Annotated in this window: 17 protein-coding genes and 1 pseudogene; 16 read left to right on the top strand and 2 right to left on the bottom strand. The window is 50.9% G+C overall.

Annotated elements, in window-relative coordinates:
* Positions 1-205 precede the first annotated feature (205 nt).
* A complete protein-coding gene (locus ACS5NO_RS27980; protein ID WP_439418315.1) occupies positions 206-535 on the top strand; it encodes a hypothetical protein in 330 nt (109 codons plus the stop codon).
* Here ACS5NO_RS27980 and ACS5NO_RS27975 read toward each other — a convergent pair.
* Positions 488-1650, bottom strand: a pseudogene (locus ACS5NO_RS27975) (IS3 family transposase). The gene ACS5NO_RS27980 and the pseudogene ACS5NO_RS27975 overlap by 48 nt on opposite strands.
* A gap of 31 nt (positions 1651-1681) precedes the next feature.
* Between ACS5NO_RS27975 and ACS5NO_RS27970 the strand changes: the two are divergent.
* The 3 genes from ACS5NO_RS27970 to ACS5NO_RS27960 all read left to right on the top strand — a co-directional run bounded on the left by ACS5NO_RS27970 (position 1682) and on the right by ACS5NO_RS27960 (position 5581).
* Positions 1682-2740 (top strand): PDZ domain-containing protein, encoded by a 1059-nt coding sequence (locus tag ACS5NO_RS27970; protein WP_439418310.1) that lies wholly within the window; start codon positions 1682-1684, stop codon positions 2738-2740.
* A gap of 132 nt (positions 2741-2872) precedes the next feature.
* Positions 2873-3583 (top strand): DUF1028 domain-containing protein, encoded by a 711-nt coding sequence (locus ACS5NO_RS27965; RefSeq protein WP_439418186.1) that lies wholly within the window; start codon positions 2873-2875, stop codon positions 3581-3583.
* A 213-nt stretch (positions 3584-3796) separates the two neighbouring features.
* Positions 3797-5581: a histidine kinase gene (locus ACS5NO_RS27960; RefSeq protein ID WP_439418185.1), complete on the top strand. Its 1785-nt coding sequence runs from the start codon at positions 3797-3799 to the stop codon at positions 5579-5581.
* A gap of 32 nt (positions 5582-5613) precedes the next feature.
* Here ACS5NO_RS27960 and ACS5NO_RS27955 read toward each other — a convergent pair whose 3' ends face one another.
* Entirely contained in the window at positions 5614-5841 is a 228-nt protein-coding gene (locus ACS5NO_RS27955; protein ID WP_439418184.1) for a hypothetical protein, read from the bottom strand.
* Positions 5842-6625: 784 nt separating this feature from the next.
* Between ACS5NO_RS27955 and ACS5NO_RS27950 the strand changes: the two genes are divergently transcribed.
* The 12 genes from ACS5NO_RS27950 to ACS5NO_RS27895 form a co-directional block, all read left to right on the top strand.
* The gene (locus ACS5NO_RS27950; protein ID WP_439418183.1) at positions 6626-7990 is read left to right on the top strand and encodes a sensor histidine kinase; all 1365 of its coding nucleotides are present in this window, start codon (positions 6626-6628) and stop codon (positions 7988-7990) included.
* Between the two features lie 5 nt (positions 7991-7995).
* Positions 7996-8754: a LytR/AlgR family response regulator transcription factor gene (locus ACS5NO_RS27945; RefSeq protein ID WP_439418182.1), complete on the top strand. Its 759-nt coding sequence runs from the start codon at positions 7996-7998 to the stop codon at positions 8752-8754.
* A 590-nt stretch (positions 8755-9344) separates the two neighbouring features.
* Entirely contained in the window at positions 9345-9929 is a 585-nt protein-coding gene (locus ACS5NO_RS27940; protein WP_439418181.1) for a hypothetical protein, read from the top strand.
* A 90-nt stretch (positions 9930-10019) separates the two neighbouring features.
* On the top strand, positions 10020-10748 hold the full coding sequence (locus tag ACS5NO_RS27935) for a hypothetical protein (RefSeq protein ID WP_439418180.1): 729 nt from the start codon (positions 10020-10022) through the stop codon (positions 10746-10748).
* Positions 10749-10879: 131 nt separating this feature from the next.
* The gene (locus ACS5NO_RS27930) at positions 10880-11227 is read left to right on the top strand and encodes a hypothetical protein (protein ID WP_439418179.1); all 348 of its coding nucleotides are present in this window, start codon (positions 10880-10882) and stop codon (positions 11225-11227) included.
* Between the two features lie 101 nt (positions 11228-11328).
* Positions 11329-12627 (top strand): hypothetical protein, encoded by a 1299-nt coding sequence (locus ACS5NO_RS27925; protein ID WP_439418178.1) that lies wholly within the window; start codon positions 11329-11331, stop codon positions 12625-12627.
* Between the two features lie 23 nt (positions 12628-12650).
* Entirely contained in the window at positions 12651-14450 is a 1800-nt protein-coding gene (locus ACS5NO_RS27920) for a T9SS type A sorting domain-containing protein (protein WP_439418177.1), read from the top strand.
* A 64-nt stretch (positions 14451-14514) separates the two neighbouring features.
* Entirely contained in the window at positions 14515-15066 is a 552-nt protein-coding gene (locus tag ACS5NO_RS27915; protein WP_439418176.1) for a hypothetical protein, read from the top strand.
* 12 nt (positions 15067-15078) lie between these two features.
* Positions 15079-15495: a globin family protein gene (locus ACS5NO_RS27910; protein WP_439418175.1), complete on the top strand. Its 417-nt coding sequence runs from the start codon at positions 15079-15081 to the stop codon at positions 15493-15495.
* A 60-nt stretch (positions 15496-15555) separates the two neighbouring features.
* Positions 15556-16005, top strand: coding sequence for a GNAT family N-acetyltransferase (locus ACS5NO_RS27905; RefSeq protein ID WP_439418174.1), 450 nt, complete (start codon positions 15556-15558; stop codon positions 16003-16005).
* A 46-nt stretch (positions 16006-16051) separates the two neighbouring features.
* On the top strand, positions 16052-16720 hold the full coding sequence (locus ACS5NO_RS27900; RefSeq protein WP_439418173.1) for an FMN-binding negative transcriptional regulator: 669 nt from the start codon (positions 16052-16054) through the stop codon (positions 16718-16720).
* 175 nt (positions 16721-16895) lie between these two features.
* Positions 16896-17018, top strand: a 123-nt coding sequence (locus ACS5NO_RS27895; RefSeq protein WP_439418309.1) for a transposase, incomplete at its 3' end; no start/stop codon positions are given.

Below are 17018 nucleotides of genomic sequence, written 5' to 3'. Positions count from 1 at the left end.
TGAAATTTTGTCTCAATAAGTCAGGCAATCTATTTAAGATGAGACATTGTTAAATGAGATAACGATTTGAGACAACTAATCAATTATATTCTAATCAAAGATTACTATTGCGGGAGTCCAACTGAAACGGGCGTTTCATGAAACAGGTAAAATGAATATCTTGCCCATGTGATCTAAATCTACTGGGCTTCTGCTCTGACTAGCAATGAACCTTCTCTTGAAAGTCTCTTCTGCCTGTATCCTCCTGTTACTGACTGGCTGCGGCAACTTTATCCGCTATGTCCAACAAAACAAAGCGGTTCGCAGTGGCTTTGTTCGACAGCACAACTTTGTTACTGCCATTCCCTTTAAAAAGGAGATTATTGATAAATACATCGTCGAATTAACCATCAATGCCTCCCCAAAAAAGTATCGATTCATTCTTGATTCCGGCGTGCTAATGAGGTCCTCCCAAAAAGCGTTCCGGTCAAAGATTGAGGATCGGACGTTAATTTGTTGGTTTTTCCTTCCCCTTTCCAACCTCATTTGGCGTTAGCCCACCGAGTGAGCTATGAGGTCGGAAGCTATTGTATTCCTGCCGCCAGTGTTCAACTTTTTCCTGAGCATCTTCCAGCGACAAGAACCAATGAGCGTTCAAGCATTCATCCGCGACGGCGGCCCGGCCGGAAACTACCGTTGAATGACTCGATAAACGCGTTATCCGTTGGTTTTCCAGGACGCGAAAAGTCCAGCGTCACGTTGTTATCATAAGCCCATTTGTCCAGTGACTTAGAGATAAACTCACTGCCGTTATCCACTTGAATGCGTCCAGGCACTGTTAAATGTAACGCTTTTAGCCGATTCATTACCGCAACGACATCTTCCGACTTTAACGACTGTCCCACGTGGATTGCCAGGCACTGACGACTATAATTATCCACTATAGTTAACGCACGGATTTTACGCCCGTTAAACAGCTGATCGGCCCGCGCGGCGTCCGCACGAAATCCATACCGCAACGGCGGACCGTTCCAGCACTGATGAATGCTGGAGAGTTGGGGGCGTTCTAACCGGTGGGCAGCCGCTCGGTTTCGACGTGGACGTTTGCTTCTCAGATGCAGCCCTTCTTCGCAATACACCCTATACACCCTTTTGTGGTTGTCCCGCCAGCCTTCTCGGCGCAGCAACACGTAAATCCGCTGATAACCGTACCGAACCCTTACTTGAGCAATTTCTTTGATTCGTTTCCGAATCACGGAGTCATCTCGACGACGAGACTTATAGTGTAAAGAGGATCGCCGGAACTGAATAACAGAGCATGCACGACGGGCCGAAACCCGATAGTTTTCCATTAAACTTGAGGCCATTTTTCTTTGCTGAACTGGCCTTAAAACTTTTTTTTTGAGCACATCCTGAAGCATTTGTTTGTCCAGGCTCAGGTCGGCCACTAGCTGTTTCAACTGACGGTTTTCTTCTTCCAACTGGCGTAATCGGTGCAGTTCAGCAACACCCAATCCGCCATACTTCTTCCGCGCGGGCGGCCCCGTTCCAATTGTAAAAGGTAGCCTCGCTAATGCCCATTTTGCGACATACTTCGGCTACGGCCACTCCGGTCTCAGATTGCTTGAGAGCAAAGACGATTTGCGCTTCGGTGAATTTCGTTTTCTTCATAGCAATTGTCTGGTTGATTAAGATATTACAATTGCCCGATTTTCTCTACTTCATACTGGAACGCTTTTCTGGGGGGACGTCACTAATGGTCTTATCGCAACAGGCGGCCGAAGAATTAGGCGTTATAAGAAAAGGAAAATACAGGAACATCAATGCTTTGAACAAGCACGTGAAGTTGGACAGTGTCAAACTGGCCGGGTTAACCTTTTACCGGCCTGGAACGGCGATCCTTGATTTGACGGGGGATTCTTTTTTACAATGCATTGGCGTGGATGGCCTGATTGGTTCAGCCATCCTGCGTCATCACCGCTGGCAGTTTGACCATCAACGGCAACTCATTACCGTGTCCGACCGATATGAGTCCTTGGTCAGCGATACCGCCAAACTCGTGCTGCCTATTACAGTTGATGGATTGCATAGAGCCGTTATTCCGCTTCAATTTCCCAACGGCACACAAAAGAAGTTCATCGTGGATATAGGCTCTAACAGCCACTTCATGACGAAGGACAAAGCCCTTTTTGTCCAACTCCAAAAGCAGTCGAAGTATTACACCCAGCTTGGATGGAATGGCCATGGCTTCTACGGCGATCGGTTTGATACCAGTTACAATGCGATCATTAAAGGCGTCAAACTGGTCGATACCCCATTGGACTCGGTCTCGGTTGCCTTTGGCAGCTATCGTGACGATTTAGTAGGCTGGGGTTTTCTGGGCCAGTATATCAGCACCTTTGATTGGGCTCAGCGAACCTTAACCCTGGTGGCCAACCATTCAGTCCAGTCCGCTGAACCGCTCGTCTCATTTGGCTTTTCACCGTTTATTCAGAAGGAAAGCACTTCACAGAAAAGCTACTGGACGATTGGTAGTATTATTGACGGATCTGCTGCTCATCAGGCTGGTTTAGAGCCCGGTGATCGTATCGTTCGAGTCAACGACAGCGAAGTTTCAGCGGTTACGGACCTCTGTGGAGTCTACAATCCGGCCAGCCAGATCTATCAAGCGATGAATACAAATGCATTGAGCCTGGAGATTATAGGAAAAAGCGGCAAACGACAGGTTCATCTGACGAAAACGCTTATCCTTCCTAAATAGAAATTTTAGTCAGCTCAGTCTCAGTAAACCCTCCCCAACGTAAGACTGGTAAGGGTGCAAATCTTGTTCGTTACCACCATGCAACTTGTTGCTCGGTAATAGCATCTGGGAATAGAAATCCGGATGGCTTTTATGAAATACGTTTTCCTCTGTTTATCGATTCTCCTGGTACCTTTCTATTCTTGGGCGACCTGGTCGATCATCATCGTTAATCCTAAAACGGGTGAAATCGGCATCGCCGGGGCCTCCTGTACCCACAACTGTAGTGGTATCGGTAAAATCATTCCTGGTCAGGGAGCCATCATTGTTCAGGCCATGAGTAATGTCGACGCCAGGCGAAAAGGAGCTCAAATGATTCAGGCTGGACATACTCCCCAGCAGATCATCCAAGCCTTGCAAGATCCAGCTTTCATGCCTGAAGAGCAACAGTTCGCTGTGGTTACCCTACAACAGCTAGCCGAACCCAGAACTTACACCGGAACGGCAACGAGCCCTTCGGGTGGTAGTTTAACGGCAACCGGTATTGCCATTCAAGGCAACACCTTAGCCCATCAAGACGTATTATCTGCTGTCATGCAAGTTGTAGTCGAAGCTCAGACCCAGGACTTGCCGATGGCCGAAATTCTCATGCGGGCTCTCGAAGCAGGCTCCGAGGCAGGTGGGGATAAGCGGTGCGGAGAGCAACGGGCCGCCTGTGCATTTATCCGCATGGTTAGCTCTAGTGAGATGCCAAACAAATCCAGTTTATTTCTGGAGTTTTTTGGTCAGAAGCGTGGGGGCATGAACGCCGTACATTTATTACGGGGCAAGTATGAACGCTGGAAAGTCAAGCACCGTGGTTAGGATAGTTGTGTTAGTGACACGTGGGTAGTCTTAAATTTGGGGCGAACTATAGAATGCATCGGCGCAAATGGAGAGACAGGTGATGGTGTATTGTTCATTCATAAACTCAAAGCCCTCATTCGTCAAGTTATACCCCGTGTTGGTTAAGTTGCCAACTGATTATTTTCACCTGCCAACGATCTTGTAAGCAGAGCGACACAACAAGACTTAACGATGAGAGGAAACAGGAAACAACACTGGGCTTTAGCACTGATATGGCTGACATGGCTTGTTGCTGCGTCAAGCTGGGCGCAGAATGGCCCGATACTCCGGGGCGATAGCTGGGCTGAGGTACGAAAGCGCCGGGGTGGCGTGGTTACCGTGGTTTGGGATCAGGTTGAACCCTTTGCCTACCGCGATTCAACCGGACGACTGGCGGGTATTGAGGTTGAACTGCTGGAAAACTTTCGGCAATTTGTTAAACGGCGCTATGGATTTGAACTAACCCTACACTGGGTTTATGGGGGGGGATTTATTCAGACCTATAACCGGGTCCGTACCAGCCCCCAACCGGGCGTTTTCGGCTTAGGAAACTTTTCGGTTACGCCCGACCGGCAGCGGGAGGTGCAGTTTACACCTCCTTACATGCCCGACCTGAGCGTACTGATTACACATCCCAGCGCTCCCAATTATGCCTCCGCACGTGACTTTATTACAGCCTTACCCAACCTCCGGGCGTATACCATGCGACACACGACGATGGCCCAGGATATTGACTCACTCCGTCGGGGGTTCTACCCGACTCTTCCGGTCACTACCGTCAACAACGATCTGACGGTGATGCGCCACGTCATTCACCACCCGAATGCCTTCAGTTACATGCCACTTTCGCTATACCTACTCGGTCGAAAGCGAGGGCTACCCGTCAAGCGGCAAACTGTGCTGATGAGCGAGCGGCCCGGCTACGCGGCTATCTACCCGCTTAAAAGCGACTGGGGCGAGCCGATGAGGGCGTATGCCGACGCGCCGGGTGCTCAGAACATTACAAATCAAATTATCCGAAAATACCTTAGCGAAAGTGAATTCGGTTTAGCCTTTGAAACCTCCGAACGGCCATCCAATTATGACTTTGAACGGCTCTCGCTTCAGAAAGAATTAGTTACACAGCGATTAATCAACACGGCACTGGAAGTACAAACGCAGAAAACCTACCGTAGCTTGGCCTTGCTCAGTATTGGGTTGCTATTGATTGTTGCCGGAATACTCTACGTTCGATCGGCGTCGAAGCAGCGTATCAATCAGCAGTTGAAGGCCCAATACGACCGAATTCAGCAACAGAATGCGGAGATTGATCACTACAACCGCAAGTTGAAGCTGAAGGTGCTGCAAGCCCAGATCAACCCCCATTTTATTTTCAATTCGCTGAACGCCATTCAGTATTTTATCATGCTGAACGAAAAGCGGAAATCGCTGGCCTACATTACCTCATTCGCCCGGTTCATGCGGCTGTTACTCGCCAACGCATCGCAGACATACGCGTCAGTAAATCAGGAAATGCTGATGCTTGATCAGTACTTAGCACTTGAAAAGACTCGGTTCAGCAACAAGTTCGAGTACCGAGTAAAATTGGCCAATAGTGCTTCGCTGGCCGAAATGGTGATCCCATCCTTGATTGTGCACCCTTTTGTAGAGAATGCCCTCTATTATGGAATCCTGAACCGGCCTGACGGGGCCGGATTTATCGACATTCGGTTCGACCAGACCCCAGCGGGCGTACGGGTCGAGGTAACCGACAATGGAATTGGGCGGTCGGAGGCCTTGACTATCAGTCAACGGAAGCAAGGTTCCGACCTGACTCCGCACTGGCAGACGGTAAAAGACCGGCTCGCCCTTCTAAACGAGCAAAATGAGCAAAAAATCCGGTTTGAAACGGTTGACCTGACCGACTCAGACGGCCGGGCTGCGGGTACGCAGGTGACGCTATATTTTCCGGCCCCGGCCACAGAAAGTTGTATATAACCCTAAATTGCTGTTTTAGTTATGAATGCGAATCAAGAGTTGAAAGCCATAATAAATAACCCAGCGGACAGTCTGCCCAGATAGTGCAAGAGCAACCCTTTCTGAGAACAGATTTTTGAAGCGGTTTGGATTTGGCTTTTTTCAATTAACCACTGAATGAAAGATTCCACCGGCTGCCGGATCGAACTGACAAAACTTGAATAAAGCTCATCGGCGGCATCCAGCCGTTTTTGACCTTTTTTGAGTTTAATCAGAATCATTAGTTCCACCTCCTGCTGAGCAAGCTGGACTTGTATAGGAGCTGAAGCTTAGATTTTGTCGCCCACCAGCAGACGATGTGGCACATAGGGCAAGGTGATTTGTTTGAGAACCGTCAGTTCATTGGCCGATGCGGGGGTGAAATGAAAACGCTCCGGTAAAGGATCGTACCCTGCCGAACAAAGCCCACAAGTGCAGTTTAAGGCTGTGGTAGTACAGGTTTTTACCGGGCCGCCGGGCAGAATCCTTTTTCGGCTCAGTCTGATGCCACTTTGGCTTGATAAGGTGGTTAAGAGCCAATGATCGGCAGCGAATCTACCGGGCTAATGTGGTGATGGCAACGCCGGGTCTACACCTGATGTACGCGTTCATGGATCATGACCTCAAATTGCCATCCGACTTGATTGAGTCGGTAATGGAAGTCTTGATAAGAGAGTAATTTAGGAAACCAATCCAGCCAGTGATCCAGGATGTAAACATAACGCTGTCGAATGGTGTAGCGTTGTTTAAGCACCCCAAACAGACAAATCGTTATCAGCCGCGTTGGCGGTTTAATCCTGGTCATTGAAATCGAGTTGTTGATTATTACTTTACCCCGGGTCGACGGTGCGATTGGAAATATAAGCACAAGTGCCTATCATAGCACTGGCAAACGTACCGGGCCGCCGGGCGGTCGTAGAGAGCAATAAGTTGAAGTTCGGGGCCACCCATGCGGTAGCATTCTACAAACTTACTTCTCTGACTGCGTTTGTCCATTTTAGCCTAGTTCAACTTTTGATTCGCATTATGAGTCAGTTCGTGAGTTCGCTTTGGCAGTCGTTATCTTCCATCGGTCTGAGTCATCCGAACGCCAACCAGCTTGGGCTACCGGCTGATTTGGGCAAAAAACTTATCCTCTGTAATCGGGTGGCCATCACCCTTGGGCTAGCACTTTTTCCGGCCACGTTTATTTTCTGGTCTTCGCCAGTGCTGTTTGGGCTATACCTGCTGGCGATGCTAACCTTTTTATCGCCCCTGCTGCTTAATTTCCTAGGTTATTTTTACTTGTCAAGGTATATTCTCACAATCACGCCGTCGCTGTACGTGCTGATCGGTGCGGGACTGACCACGCACGGCCCGGCCACCAGTCAGCAAATCGACATTCTGGCTTCGCTAATTTTTCCCGTTTTGTTGTTTCAGATTACCGAAAACCGCAGCATGTGGATTGGATTGATCTGGATTGGCCTGACGCTCCTGCTGTTTGAACCCGTAACGCAGCTTATTCCACGACTGCCCGAATTAACCAGCGATGAGCAGGCCGACAACGCAGCTACCCGTACAATAAGTGGCTTGTTTGCCTTCGCCATGTTCGTAACAGCTTTTGTATATCAGCAACAGATCAACCGGCAAACCGAACAGCAATTAGCCGAAGCCCTTCGGACGACCGAAGAGAAAGGCGAGACGGTACTCCGGCAGCACGAACTGCTTCAGCAGCAACTCATCGAGATAGAACAGCAGAAAGCCGAGATTGAGCAGATTAATCAAGCATTGCGGCTTCAGGCGCTCAAAGCGCAAATTAATCCGCACTTTGTTTTCAACGCGCTTAATTCTATCCAGCACTTTGTGATGCAAAAAAACACAATGGAGGCTTTGGGATACCTGACTAAATTTGCCAAACTGATTCGGCAGGTTCTCGAAAATTCGGTGAATGACCGGGTGGCGCTCGCCGACGAACTAAAAGCCCTGACGTACTACCTCGATCTGGAACGGCTTCGCTTCAACGGCATCTTTACCTATGAGATTGAACTGGACGACGACCTTGACCCGCAGCTCACCGATGTGCCCTCGATGCTGATACAGCCCTACGTCGAGAATGCCATTCTGCACGGTCTGCGCCACCGCCCCGACGACGGTGGTCAACTGCACATTTACCTACTAAATCAGGTGAACCGGCTGTTGTGTGTCGTTGAAGACAACGGCATTGGTCGAGAAGCCGCCCTCCGGTTTAACGCTGACCGCACCCACATCTCACGCGGCACAGCCGTTACCGACACCCGGCTGCGGCTACTAAATGCCCGGGGCAGCGACCTGATTCACGTAGTAACGCTTGACCTCTACGACGCCAATCAGCAACCCTGCGGCACCCGAGTTGAACTATCTATTCCGTTCTGATCGCCATGAAAACGGTTATCATTGAAGACGAATACCACAGCCGCGAGTTTCTGAAAACAGTGGTTGCTGATCTGTTATCCAGTCTCAGTCTGGTTGGTACAGCCGGCTCGGTTCCGGAGGGGGTAGCGCTTATTGAACAGGTTGCGCCCGAGCTGGTATTCCTCGACGTTGAGATGCACGCCGGTACGGGCTTCGATTTGCTCCGGCAAGTTAGTCAGTCTAAGGTACGACCGGATTTCGACGTTATCTTTACGACGGCCTACGACCACTACGCCCTACAGGCAATAAAATTCAGTGCTGCCGACTACCTGCTGAAGCCGATTGACCTCGACGAACTACAGACCGCCGTGCAAAAGGTGCAGGAGCGCCGTCGCAGTCGGGTTGACGACAATGTTATCGACCGCCTGCTGCAAAGCCTGCAACAGCCCGGCACCGAACCACAGAACATTACGCTGGCAACGTCCGATGGTCTTGAATTCGTCGCGCTGACCGACATCGTCCGTCTCGAAGCGGCCGGGGCCTATACCACGTTCTTCCTGAAAGAGGGCCGCAAAATCATGGTCAGCAAAAATCTGAAAGAGTATGAGCTGATACTACCCCCCAAGCACTTCTTCCGGCTCCACAATTCGCACATTGTTAACCTGAACGAAGTCCGGCGCATGATCAAAACCGACGGTGGTTACGCGATTCTGTCCGATGGAAGCACGATTATGATTTCGCCAAGGAAGAAAGACGACTTTCTGCGGTTGGTGGCGGGCCGGTAAACCGCGCCTTGCTTCGTGTGCCCAGAACAGGCCATCCATAGTGGGTGGCCTGTTTGCCTATCGGCCAAGTCTGCGACCTGATTCGTCAAGCCGGAAGCCGCATCCATCAAGCGGCTCTTTTTCGGCACCTGCCCGGTCCACTACCTTTGCTTCATCAACCGGGTAATCACGAACTAACCACCCCGGTCCTGATTACCAGTAAACAATAAACTTGGGCTTGGAAAAGAAGGATACACCAATCCCATAATCTTTATCAGAAGATGGCGGACTATTGTACAGTATACAGACCAGTCCATACTGGCATAATGCTAGTTTCTGGAAAATCCGAGTTAGTTCCCGTTACTTTTCTCTACCACTTTAATGCCGCAAGGTATCGGCCGAATCACCTGTAAGCAGTAGGCAATCCAATTCTTTTTTCCACACCAACTAAAATGCAAAAAGCAAACACAGTATCCGTCTTCGCATTGTGTCTGGTGACACTTTGCGGCTGCGAAGAAAGCGCTATTGAGCGGCACGAGCTGGCGGCACGAGCCGATGGAGTCGTCGTTAATTCCTTTCCAGAAGGCAATCCCTCTCCAGAAGGTAATCCTTTGCCAGAAGGGACCAGTCCGGGCGGGCAATCGCTGCCGTACCCAACCATTACCAGGAAAACGTTTATTCCAGACTATGATCTGTGGGCTCACACCAAGTGCCACACCTGGCGGATTGAGTGGCCGGAATACCCGGCCGGGACGGATCCGAACAAGATTCCAACGGTCTTTACGCTATCCAACGGCGCACTCAACAGTTTCGATTACCTGAACGCCCAATCGGCCTCCAACACGTACAAGACCCATTTCAACCTGTACCACAACGCTCAACTGGAAATGTCCAGTACGCTGTGGGACGAACTGATCTACTCGTTTAACGGTGGCAATCAGATGGAAATCACCTGGTTCAACAAGATTAATATTTCCGTAAAGAGCCTCGAACACTGGGTAAAAGAGCGGCCAGCCCTTTTCGAAAACAACTGGGTGGATAACAGCCAGGAGCCTCCAGTCTATCAGCAAGGTGATATATTCCTTTTTAAGGTAATGAACTTTTCACCGATGATCCCGAACCGCTACGGCGGTATTCGCATCGTCTCCATGACACCCCGCATCATCGAGGTGTACCTGGCCGTACCCAACAATTGATTCGGCCAAGCCTTTGTTGCCACCAGGAATTCGTCGAATCACTTCTAAGCAGCAGACAATCTAACTCTTCTTTTTTCCACACCAACTCGTATGCAACACGTAAAAGTAGTAACCGCCCTCGCACTGCTCCTGATAGCCGTTTGCGGCTGCGAAGAAAGCGCCATTGAGCGCCAGAGTCTGACGGCACGAACCGACGGCTTCGTTCCGAATCATCCTCCGACGAATGATGGCGGGTACGCTCCCAATCCGGGCGGACAATCGCTGCCCTCGCCGACGATTACCAAACAGACCTTTATCCCGACAGATAGTAGGTATGATCACCTCAAAACGCTCACCTGGCGGATTGAATGGCCGGAATACCCGGCCGGTACCGACCCCAACCAGATTCCGACGGTGTTTACGCTGTCGAACGGGGCACTCAACAGTTTCGATTACCTGAACGGCCGACCGGCTTCCACCACGTACAAGACCCATTTCAATCTGTATCACAATGCCAAACTGGAAATGTCCAGAACGCTGTGGAGCGAACTGACGCACTCGTTCGGGTCTGGCAATCAGATGGAAGTTGTCTGGTTCAACCAAAGCTATTTTTATAATCCGGCCAAAACCCTCAAGGAGGCAGCGACAGAGCGGCCGCAATTGTTCGAAAGCTATTATGTGGATAACAGTCAGGAGCCTCCAGTCTACCAGCAGGGTGATCTTTTCTTCTTTAAGCTGAAGAATCAGAACCTCTACGGCGCTATCCGCATCGTATCCATGACGCCCCGGATCATCGAAGTTTATCTGGCCGTTCCCTCAACGGTAACGACTGCGGTCTAGCCGATTCCCAAAAGGTAGAAGCTGTCTATGTTTACCCGAAGCAATGTATATGGCTCCGGGTTAGGGAGACCATGTTCTGTAGTCTTTGATTTTAACCAATAAACAGTCAAATCGTGAACACAAACAAAGCCATGAAAAAGTCTTTTTTCCTTCTTACACTCGTAGGCTTCCTGACGACGCAAGCCTACGCCACACCGACCAAAAACCGCAAAACCAACGCTCCGAAAGTTACGCTGGAGCAGCAATTAGCAAAATACATTACGTACCCTGACGTGCTCAGGTCGACCCACAAAGGGGGTGTTCTGGTGATTCAATTCCGGGTCAATGCCAAAAACGAGCTTTGTCAGATAGACGTGTTTAGCCAGAATGAGCAGATTAACAACTGTTTAACGAAGCAACTGACCGGTAAAAGCTTAACCGGCTATGGCAGCGACACCACCGAACTGCACACAGTACGGCTCCGCTTCCAGCCGGAGTAAGCCAGCGGTCAGCTAAAGTCTGCCAGCATCAAAACTATCCGGATACGGGCAGACTTTAGCCACTTTTTCTCTCTTTACAATCAAAAAATTTCTTTTCAATCATGAATACAAAATTCACACACCTCTTTATAAAAGTCTGCCTTGCAGGTTTTCTCTTCAACTCCAATCAAGTGCTGGCCCAGCAATGGCACACGAACGGCGGTAACCTGTACACCGGCTTAGGCGTCCGGGTTGGCCTCGGAACCACCACCCCTCAGCGTATCCTGCACCTACAGAGTTCACAAGACAATTTTATACGGGTGCTTTCGGTGGGTGGTGCCAACCTAGGTAGCCAAACGGCAGGTATCGAATTGCAGCGGCAAGTCCCTTTCGGTGAGTCTAATATGTGGTCCATCAATAACGAAAACCACTTCCGTATCCGGCACAACGGCGACCTGCTCTTTGGTCTGGCCCCCGACATGGCCCGGCTGGGCATCAACACCGAAAACCCGGTTGTGTTCACGATCTATGGCAAAAACGCTACCAAATCGGGGAATTATGTGGCCGATGGAGCCCTGCGCTTACACTCGAAGGTGGGCGACAACATCCACATGCTGGCGCTGGACGGCAACCAGATCGAAAGCAGCGACCCGCTGTACATCAACAACGATTCGGAGCAGAACGTCCATCTGGTCAACGGCGGGGGTAAGGTGAAAGTGGGCACGACGGACAACGAAGCCCGGTTTAGCATCGCTTCGGAAAACGACATGCAGCTCAAGCTAATCAACCCGGGCAACGGCGGGGCCGAATGGCGGGTCGGGGTAGCCAACAACGGCTGGGGAGCCGGGGGGGGTAAGCTGGTGTTTTCCAAAACCGCCAGTTCCGACGATGCAACGATGGTCATTACACCCGCCGGAAACGTGGGCATTGGCCTCACGACACCCTCCAAAACGCTGCAGGTTAACGGCACCACCTCGACCAAAGTCCTCGAAATCACCGGCGGGTCCGATCTGGCCGAACACTTCGACATCGAAGCGGGCGAAACGCTGCTGCCGGGTACGGTGGTGAGTATCGACCCGGAAAAACCGGGGCAACTGCGGGTGGCCCGGCGAGCCTACGACAAAACTGTAGCCGGGATTGTGAGCGGAGCGGGCGACGTGCAGCCGGGGATGCTGATGGGGCAGGCCGGAACGTTGGCCAGCGGACAACACCCCGTTGCCCTGACGGGGCGGGTTTATTGCCGGGTCGATGCGCAGTACGGGGCCATCCGGCCGGGCGATCTGCTTACCACCTCGCCCACAACCGGCCACGCCATGAAAACGACCGACTCGGGCAAAGCCCAGGGAGCCATCCTCGGCAAAGCCATGACCTCGCTGGAAACGGGTACGGGTTTGGTGCTGGTCCTGGTGAGTCTTCAGTAAGATATGCTAAACCAGTAACCAAAATGAAAACCATCAATTGCTTACTCCTCGGTCTGATCTGCCTGTTTAGCGTGTCGGCGGTAGCTCAGAAAAAAGTACCCTATTCGTTCGGGTATCAGGCCGAGACGTCGGGCCACGGTCAACTCCGGTTCCTGACGCAGGTGACGCAGCCCAACACGACGTTTCTGCGGCTGTATTTTGCGGGAACAAAACTAGGCGAAAACAGTTATCTGGTGCTGGAAGGCACCGATGGCGCCCGGCAGGAACTCCGGAAGCCGGACCTCGAAAACTGGCGCTACAGCTCGGCGTATTTTAACGGCCAATCGGTGACCGTCTCGCTGTTTGCCGCTGCCGGTGAGCGTAATTCGGTACATATTTCTGAAATCAAAGTGACCGACCCACAGGCGGGGCAGGCGCGAAACGCCCGGAAGGCGACCGGCGACCTGGGTGCTTCGGCCCGAACAGCGGCTTCAACATCCGGCAACATCACTGATACGTATCCGTATGCCAGAGCCGTAGGCCGATTCACTGACGGCAGTACGTGGTACAGTACGGGCTGGATTGCGCCCAACGGGGCGATTGTGACGTCATCGAGAGCTTTCATCAACGGCATGCCCTTTGACGATGACAATATCATCGAGTTCAACGTGCCACCCTCAGTTGGCGGTACAGCCGTGCATTCATCACCCCAGGATCAATACCCCACACGCGCTCCAAAGCCGAGCCGGGAGGGCAGATTTAATTTTAAAGAAGAACCCAAAGGGTTTCATGGCTATAATCTGGGCGATTATGGCTGGTGGGTGATAGAACCGCTGCCCAATAGCATCACCGGCCTGCGGCCCGGCGAACGTCAGCAGGAATACTTTCGCATTGCCCTTAACCCCGGTAATTTTACCATCGACTCTAAAGGGGATGGGGGCATACCAGTAGATATTTTTCACTACGGTGCTTATTCTGGTGGCCTGGCAGGCCAAGACGATCTCACCACCCGGACCTTACAGTTATTGGAAACATCGCTGTTGAGACAGAATGAGTTCATCTCTGGTCTTACCCCTGACCGTGACCGATTTGTGGTCTACAATACTCCCCTTGAACTGCAAAACTCCACGGGTGCACCCATCACTTTCAAAGAGTCGAACGTGGCCATCGGCGTTCACTATCAAGAACGTTTCATTCTTGAGGGAGTCGACATGCCAGGGTACGGCCTGGGCTTCCGGGACAATGGGTTTCGGGAGGAAGTAGGTAGATTCTACACCGAAAGATCGGCTTACCTTGACGTGGACGGAGCAAGTGACCAGCCTAACGGCCAAGTTCATAAGCCCTACCTCACCGTGCAGCAGGCGGCTCAGCACGCGCCTAACGATTATACGGTGTATACCGCCAAGGGTACTTATTCGGGCGCAGTTACGTTCACCCGGCCCATGACACTGCTGGCCCCCGTCGGAAAAGTGGAAATTGGTTCTTCCAATGCCGGAAGTCGAAAAGCCGCTGGGTCGACCATTCGGGCGCACTGGCTGGAAGAAGGGCCGTCGTCCGACCGGGAGTCGGCGGAAGATCGCCGGGTGCAGGTTTATCCCAATCCCTTCAAGGAGCAGACCGAAATCAAGTACCCGTTTGCGGAGGGAGGTCCCGTATCGGTGCGCATCTTCAACACGGCGGGTGTATCCATAGCTACATTACCCACAAACAACGCAGCATCGGGCCAAAACGGGGTTCGATGGAACGGCACGGACCAGAACGGAACGTCGGTTCCGGCCGGGCTCTATGTGGTGCAGGTCAACGACGGAAAACAGACGCTTACAACCAAAGTATTGAAGAAGTAAGCATTTTGGCAGATTTTGATTGAATATAGTTCCAAAATCAAACACTATTTACGACATGAAACGAATGATGAATAACTTGATTGCAGTAGTTTCTTTAGGGGTTACCCTGACAGGTGTTGCACTCGCTCAGACTCCACCGGAAGAGTTGGCGAAACGAACAGGCAAGGCGCAGGTAGCCGTGGTTGAATTTACGCCCGGCCCAAACGTAGCGGTGATGTCGCCAGAAGCCAGGCGGCAGCTTCAGGCCAGCATTGCGTTCAGACTGATGAAAACCAACCGGATTCACGTTGTGGACGTCCGGCACACGCGGGAAGCGTCGCAGGCCGACCTGACGGCGGTGAATGGAGCTTCGACGGCCGCTGCGGTGCGGGTCGGTAAGCAACTCCGGGTAAGTTACGTGCTGACGGGAACGGTTGACGAATATGACTCGAAAGGCTCCGCCACGCTCAAAACCCGGCTCGTTGAGGTGGCTACCGGAAAGGTCAAACACGCCGACGAGTTGTCGCACCAGAGCACCGCTGTCATGTACAGCGGTGGTGATGCTGAAATGAAGGCTAAAGTACTGTTACCGATTACGTTAAAGCTGGCAGATACGCTTGCGGCAGAAGCACTCTAAACAACAGTAACCATGACGTTTCATCAAATTCAACTCGTCAAAGAGTCCTACCAACCAGTAGCTGTTCTGCCCGCTGAGGCAGTAGGGAAACTCTTCTACGACCGGTTATTTGCCATCGCACCGGAGGTTCGCCCTTTGTTCAGCCGTACGTCAATACCCGACCAGTCGAAGAAGCTGCTGGCTACGCTCACCTACGTTGTTACCCGGCTCGACCGGCTCGACAGCGTGGTGCCTGATGTGGAAGCCCTCGCCCGCCGACACGTACACTACGGCGTTCAGGAACATCATTACGTTCTGGTGGGCCAGGCCCTGCTCTGGACGCTGGAACAAGGCTTGGGCGAAGCCTGGACACCGGAGGTGCAGGCAGCCTGGCAGGCTTGCTACACGCTGCTGTCGGAGACCATGATTAATGCCACCATCATGGCCTGACCGCCCGCCCATTTTTCTTGCCGATCTGAGCAGAAGCTATAACCCTAATGCGCAATTCCAATGAATGTCGAAGTCAGACGATTGATGCCTGGTGAGGTAGATCAGTTTACTGAACTGATCCACCTGTTCCGGGACGTTTTAGAAACCGACCTCGTAACGAAGTCCCGGCCCGAACACCTTCAACGCCTGTTAGCTAGGCCTGATTTTGTCGTTTTCGTCGCCCGGTTTGCCAATCAGGTTGTGGGTGGCCTGACGGCCTACGTCTTACCGCAATACCATACGGAAAAACCAGTGGTTTACCTGTATGATATTGCGGTTGGTACAACCCATCAGGGACAGGGTATTGGGACGGCATTGCTAACGCAATTGATGCAATACTGCCGCCGTCTGGGGGTAGAGGAGCTGTTTGTTCAGGCTGACCAGGAAGACAGTCAGGCCATTCACTTTTACCGGGCAACAGGCGGTTTTCCCATGCAAGTCATTCAATTTACGTACCCATTGAATGAATAACGCAGACAGATTCAGCGAATGGGTATCAAACCAAACACAAACTAACATGTATAACTTCTCTTATTTCAAAGAAAAGGATCGACAGACGGTATTGGATTTTATGGAAGAATATCCATTTGCTTTTTTAACCGGAAGTCATTTATCAGGCACTCAAGTAGCTACCCAAATTCCACTAATAATTGAAGAAAGACAAGGTGAATTGTTTTTGCAGGGACACATCATGCGCAACACAGATCACTATAAAGCTTTCGTTGAAAATCCCAATGCACTCATTGTATTTACAGGCCCTAATGCGTATGTAAGTGCTTCCTGGTACAGCAATCCACACATTGGTTCAACCTGGAATTATATGAGTGTACACATTCATGGTCAAATAAAATTTATGCCGGACGTCGATTTGATTCGATTAATGAAAAAAATGACATTGAAATTTGAAGGGGAAAATAGTAAATCTCCGACCATTTATGATAACCTTCCAGACGGATTTTTAAAAAAGATGATGCCCGCAATTGCCGGTTTTGAGATCAAAGCCGATCGGATAGAGAATGTTTTTAAATTGAGCCAGAACAGAGACGAGAAAAGTTATCTAAACATTATTTCAAAGCTGGAACAGCAAGGCGGTAACCGTGATTTAGTCGCAATTGAAATGCGAAAGCGCAAAGCAGAACTATTTCCACCGGGAAAAGAATGGGATGAAAATAAATTTGATTCATAACTGTTGAATACGTCAAAACCACTCACTACTTACAAAATGAAAAGAATGATGAAGAACTTAGTTGCAGCCGTTATTTTGGGCTGCTGCCCGCGTTGACCTCCTCCCTAAAAACTGGACCGTTATAAAGTAGAGAGTTCGGGCGATTTTTCGGTATTTTAACAACCAAATAATCGTCATGAAGAAGACCAAATTTACTGAAGCACAAATCGTATTTGCGCTTCGCCAAGCTGAAACAGGAACTGTTGTCGCTGAGGTATGCCGCAAGATGGGGATCAGTGAGGCTACTTTTTACAATTGG

It is taken from the genome of Larkinella fluvii (genome assembly GCF_051857545.1).
Classification (GTDB): domain Bacteria; phylum Bacteroidota; class Bacteroidia; order Cytophagales; family Spirosomataceae; genus Larkinella.
Note: the sequence above shows the minus strand (reverse complement) of the source record. Positions and strands in the feature narration are given on the sequence as shown.

What these genes read in the sequence shown, in the direction of transcription:
- ACS5NO_RS27980 (WP_439418315.1), top strand. Translation starts at nt 206, where the DNA reads ATGAACCTTCTCTTGAAAGTCTCTTCTGCCTGTATCCTCCTGTTACTG.
- ACS5NO_RS27965 (WP_439418186.1), top strand. Translation starts at nt 2,873, where the DNA reads ATGAAATACGTTTTCCTCTGTTTATCGATTCTCCTGGTACCTTTCTAT.
- ACS5NO_RS27960 (WP_439418185.1), top strand. Translation starts at nt 3,797, where the DNA reads ATGAGAGGAAACAGGAAACAACACTGGGCTTTAGCACTGATATGGCTG.
- ACS5NO_RS27955 (WP_439418184.1), bottom strand. Translation starts at nt 5,841, where the DNA reads ATGATTCTGATTAAACTCAAAAAAGGTCAAAAACGGCTGGATGCCGCC.
- ACS5NO_RS27950 (WP_439418183.1), top strand. Translation starts at nt 6,626, where the DNA reads ATGAGTCAGTTCGTGAGTTCGCTTTGGCAGTCGTTATCTTCCATCGGT.
- ACS5NO_RS27945 (WP_439418182.1), top strand. Translation starts at nt 7,996, where the DNA reads ATGAAAACGGTTATCATTGAAGACGAATACCACAGCCGCGAGTTTCTG.
- ACS5NO_RS27935 (WP_439418180.1), top strand. Translation starts at nt 10,020, where the DNA reads ATGCAACACGTAAAAGTAGTAACCGCCCTCGCACTGCTCCTGATAGCC.
- ACS5NO_RS27930 (WP_439418179.1), top strand. Translation starts at nt 10,880, where the DNA reads ATGAAAAAGTCTTTTTTCCTTCTTACACTCGTAGGCTTCCTGACGACG.
- ACS5NO_RS27925 (WP_439418178.1), top strand. Translation starts at nt 11,329, where the DNA reads ATGAATACAAAATTCACACACCTCTTTATAAAAGTCTGCCTTGCAGGT.
- ACS5NO_RS27920 (WP_439418177.1), top strand. Translation starts at nt 12,651, where the DNA reads ATGAAAACCATCAATTGCTTACTCCTCGGTCTGATCTGCCTGTTTAGC.
- ACS5NO_RS27915 (WP_439418176.1), top strand. Translation starts at nt 14,515, where the DNA reads ATGATGAATAACTTGATTGCAGTAGTTTCTTTAGGGGTTACCCTGACA.
- ACS5NO_RS27910 (WP_439418175.1), top strand. Translation starts at nt 15,079, where the DNA reads ATGACGTTTCATCAAATTCAACTCGTCAAAGAGTCCTACCAACCAGTA.
- ACS5NO_RS27905 (WP_439418174.1), top strand. Translation starts at nt 15,556, where the DNA reads ATGAATGTCGAAGTCAGACGATTGATGCCTGGTGAGGTAGATCAGTTT.
- ACS5NO_RS27900 (WP_439418173.1), top strand. Translation starts at nt 16,052, where the DNA reads ATGTATAACTTCTCTTATTTCAAAGAAAAGGATCGACAGACGGTATTG.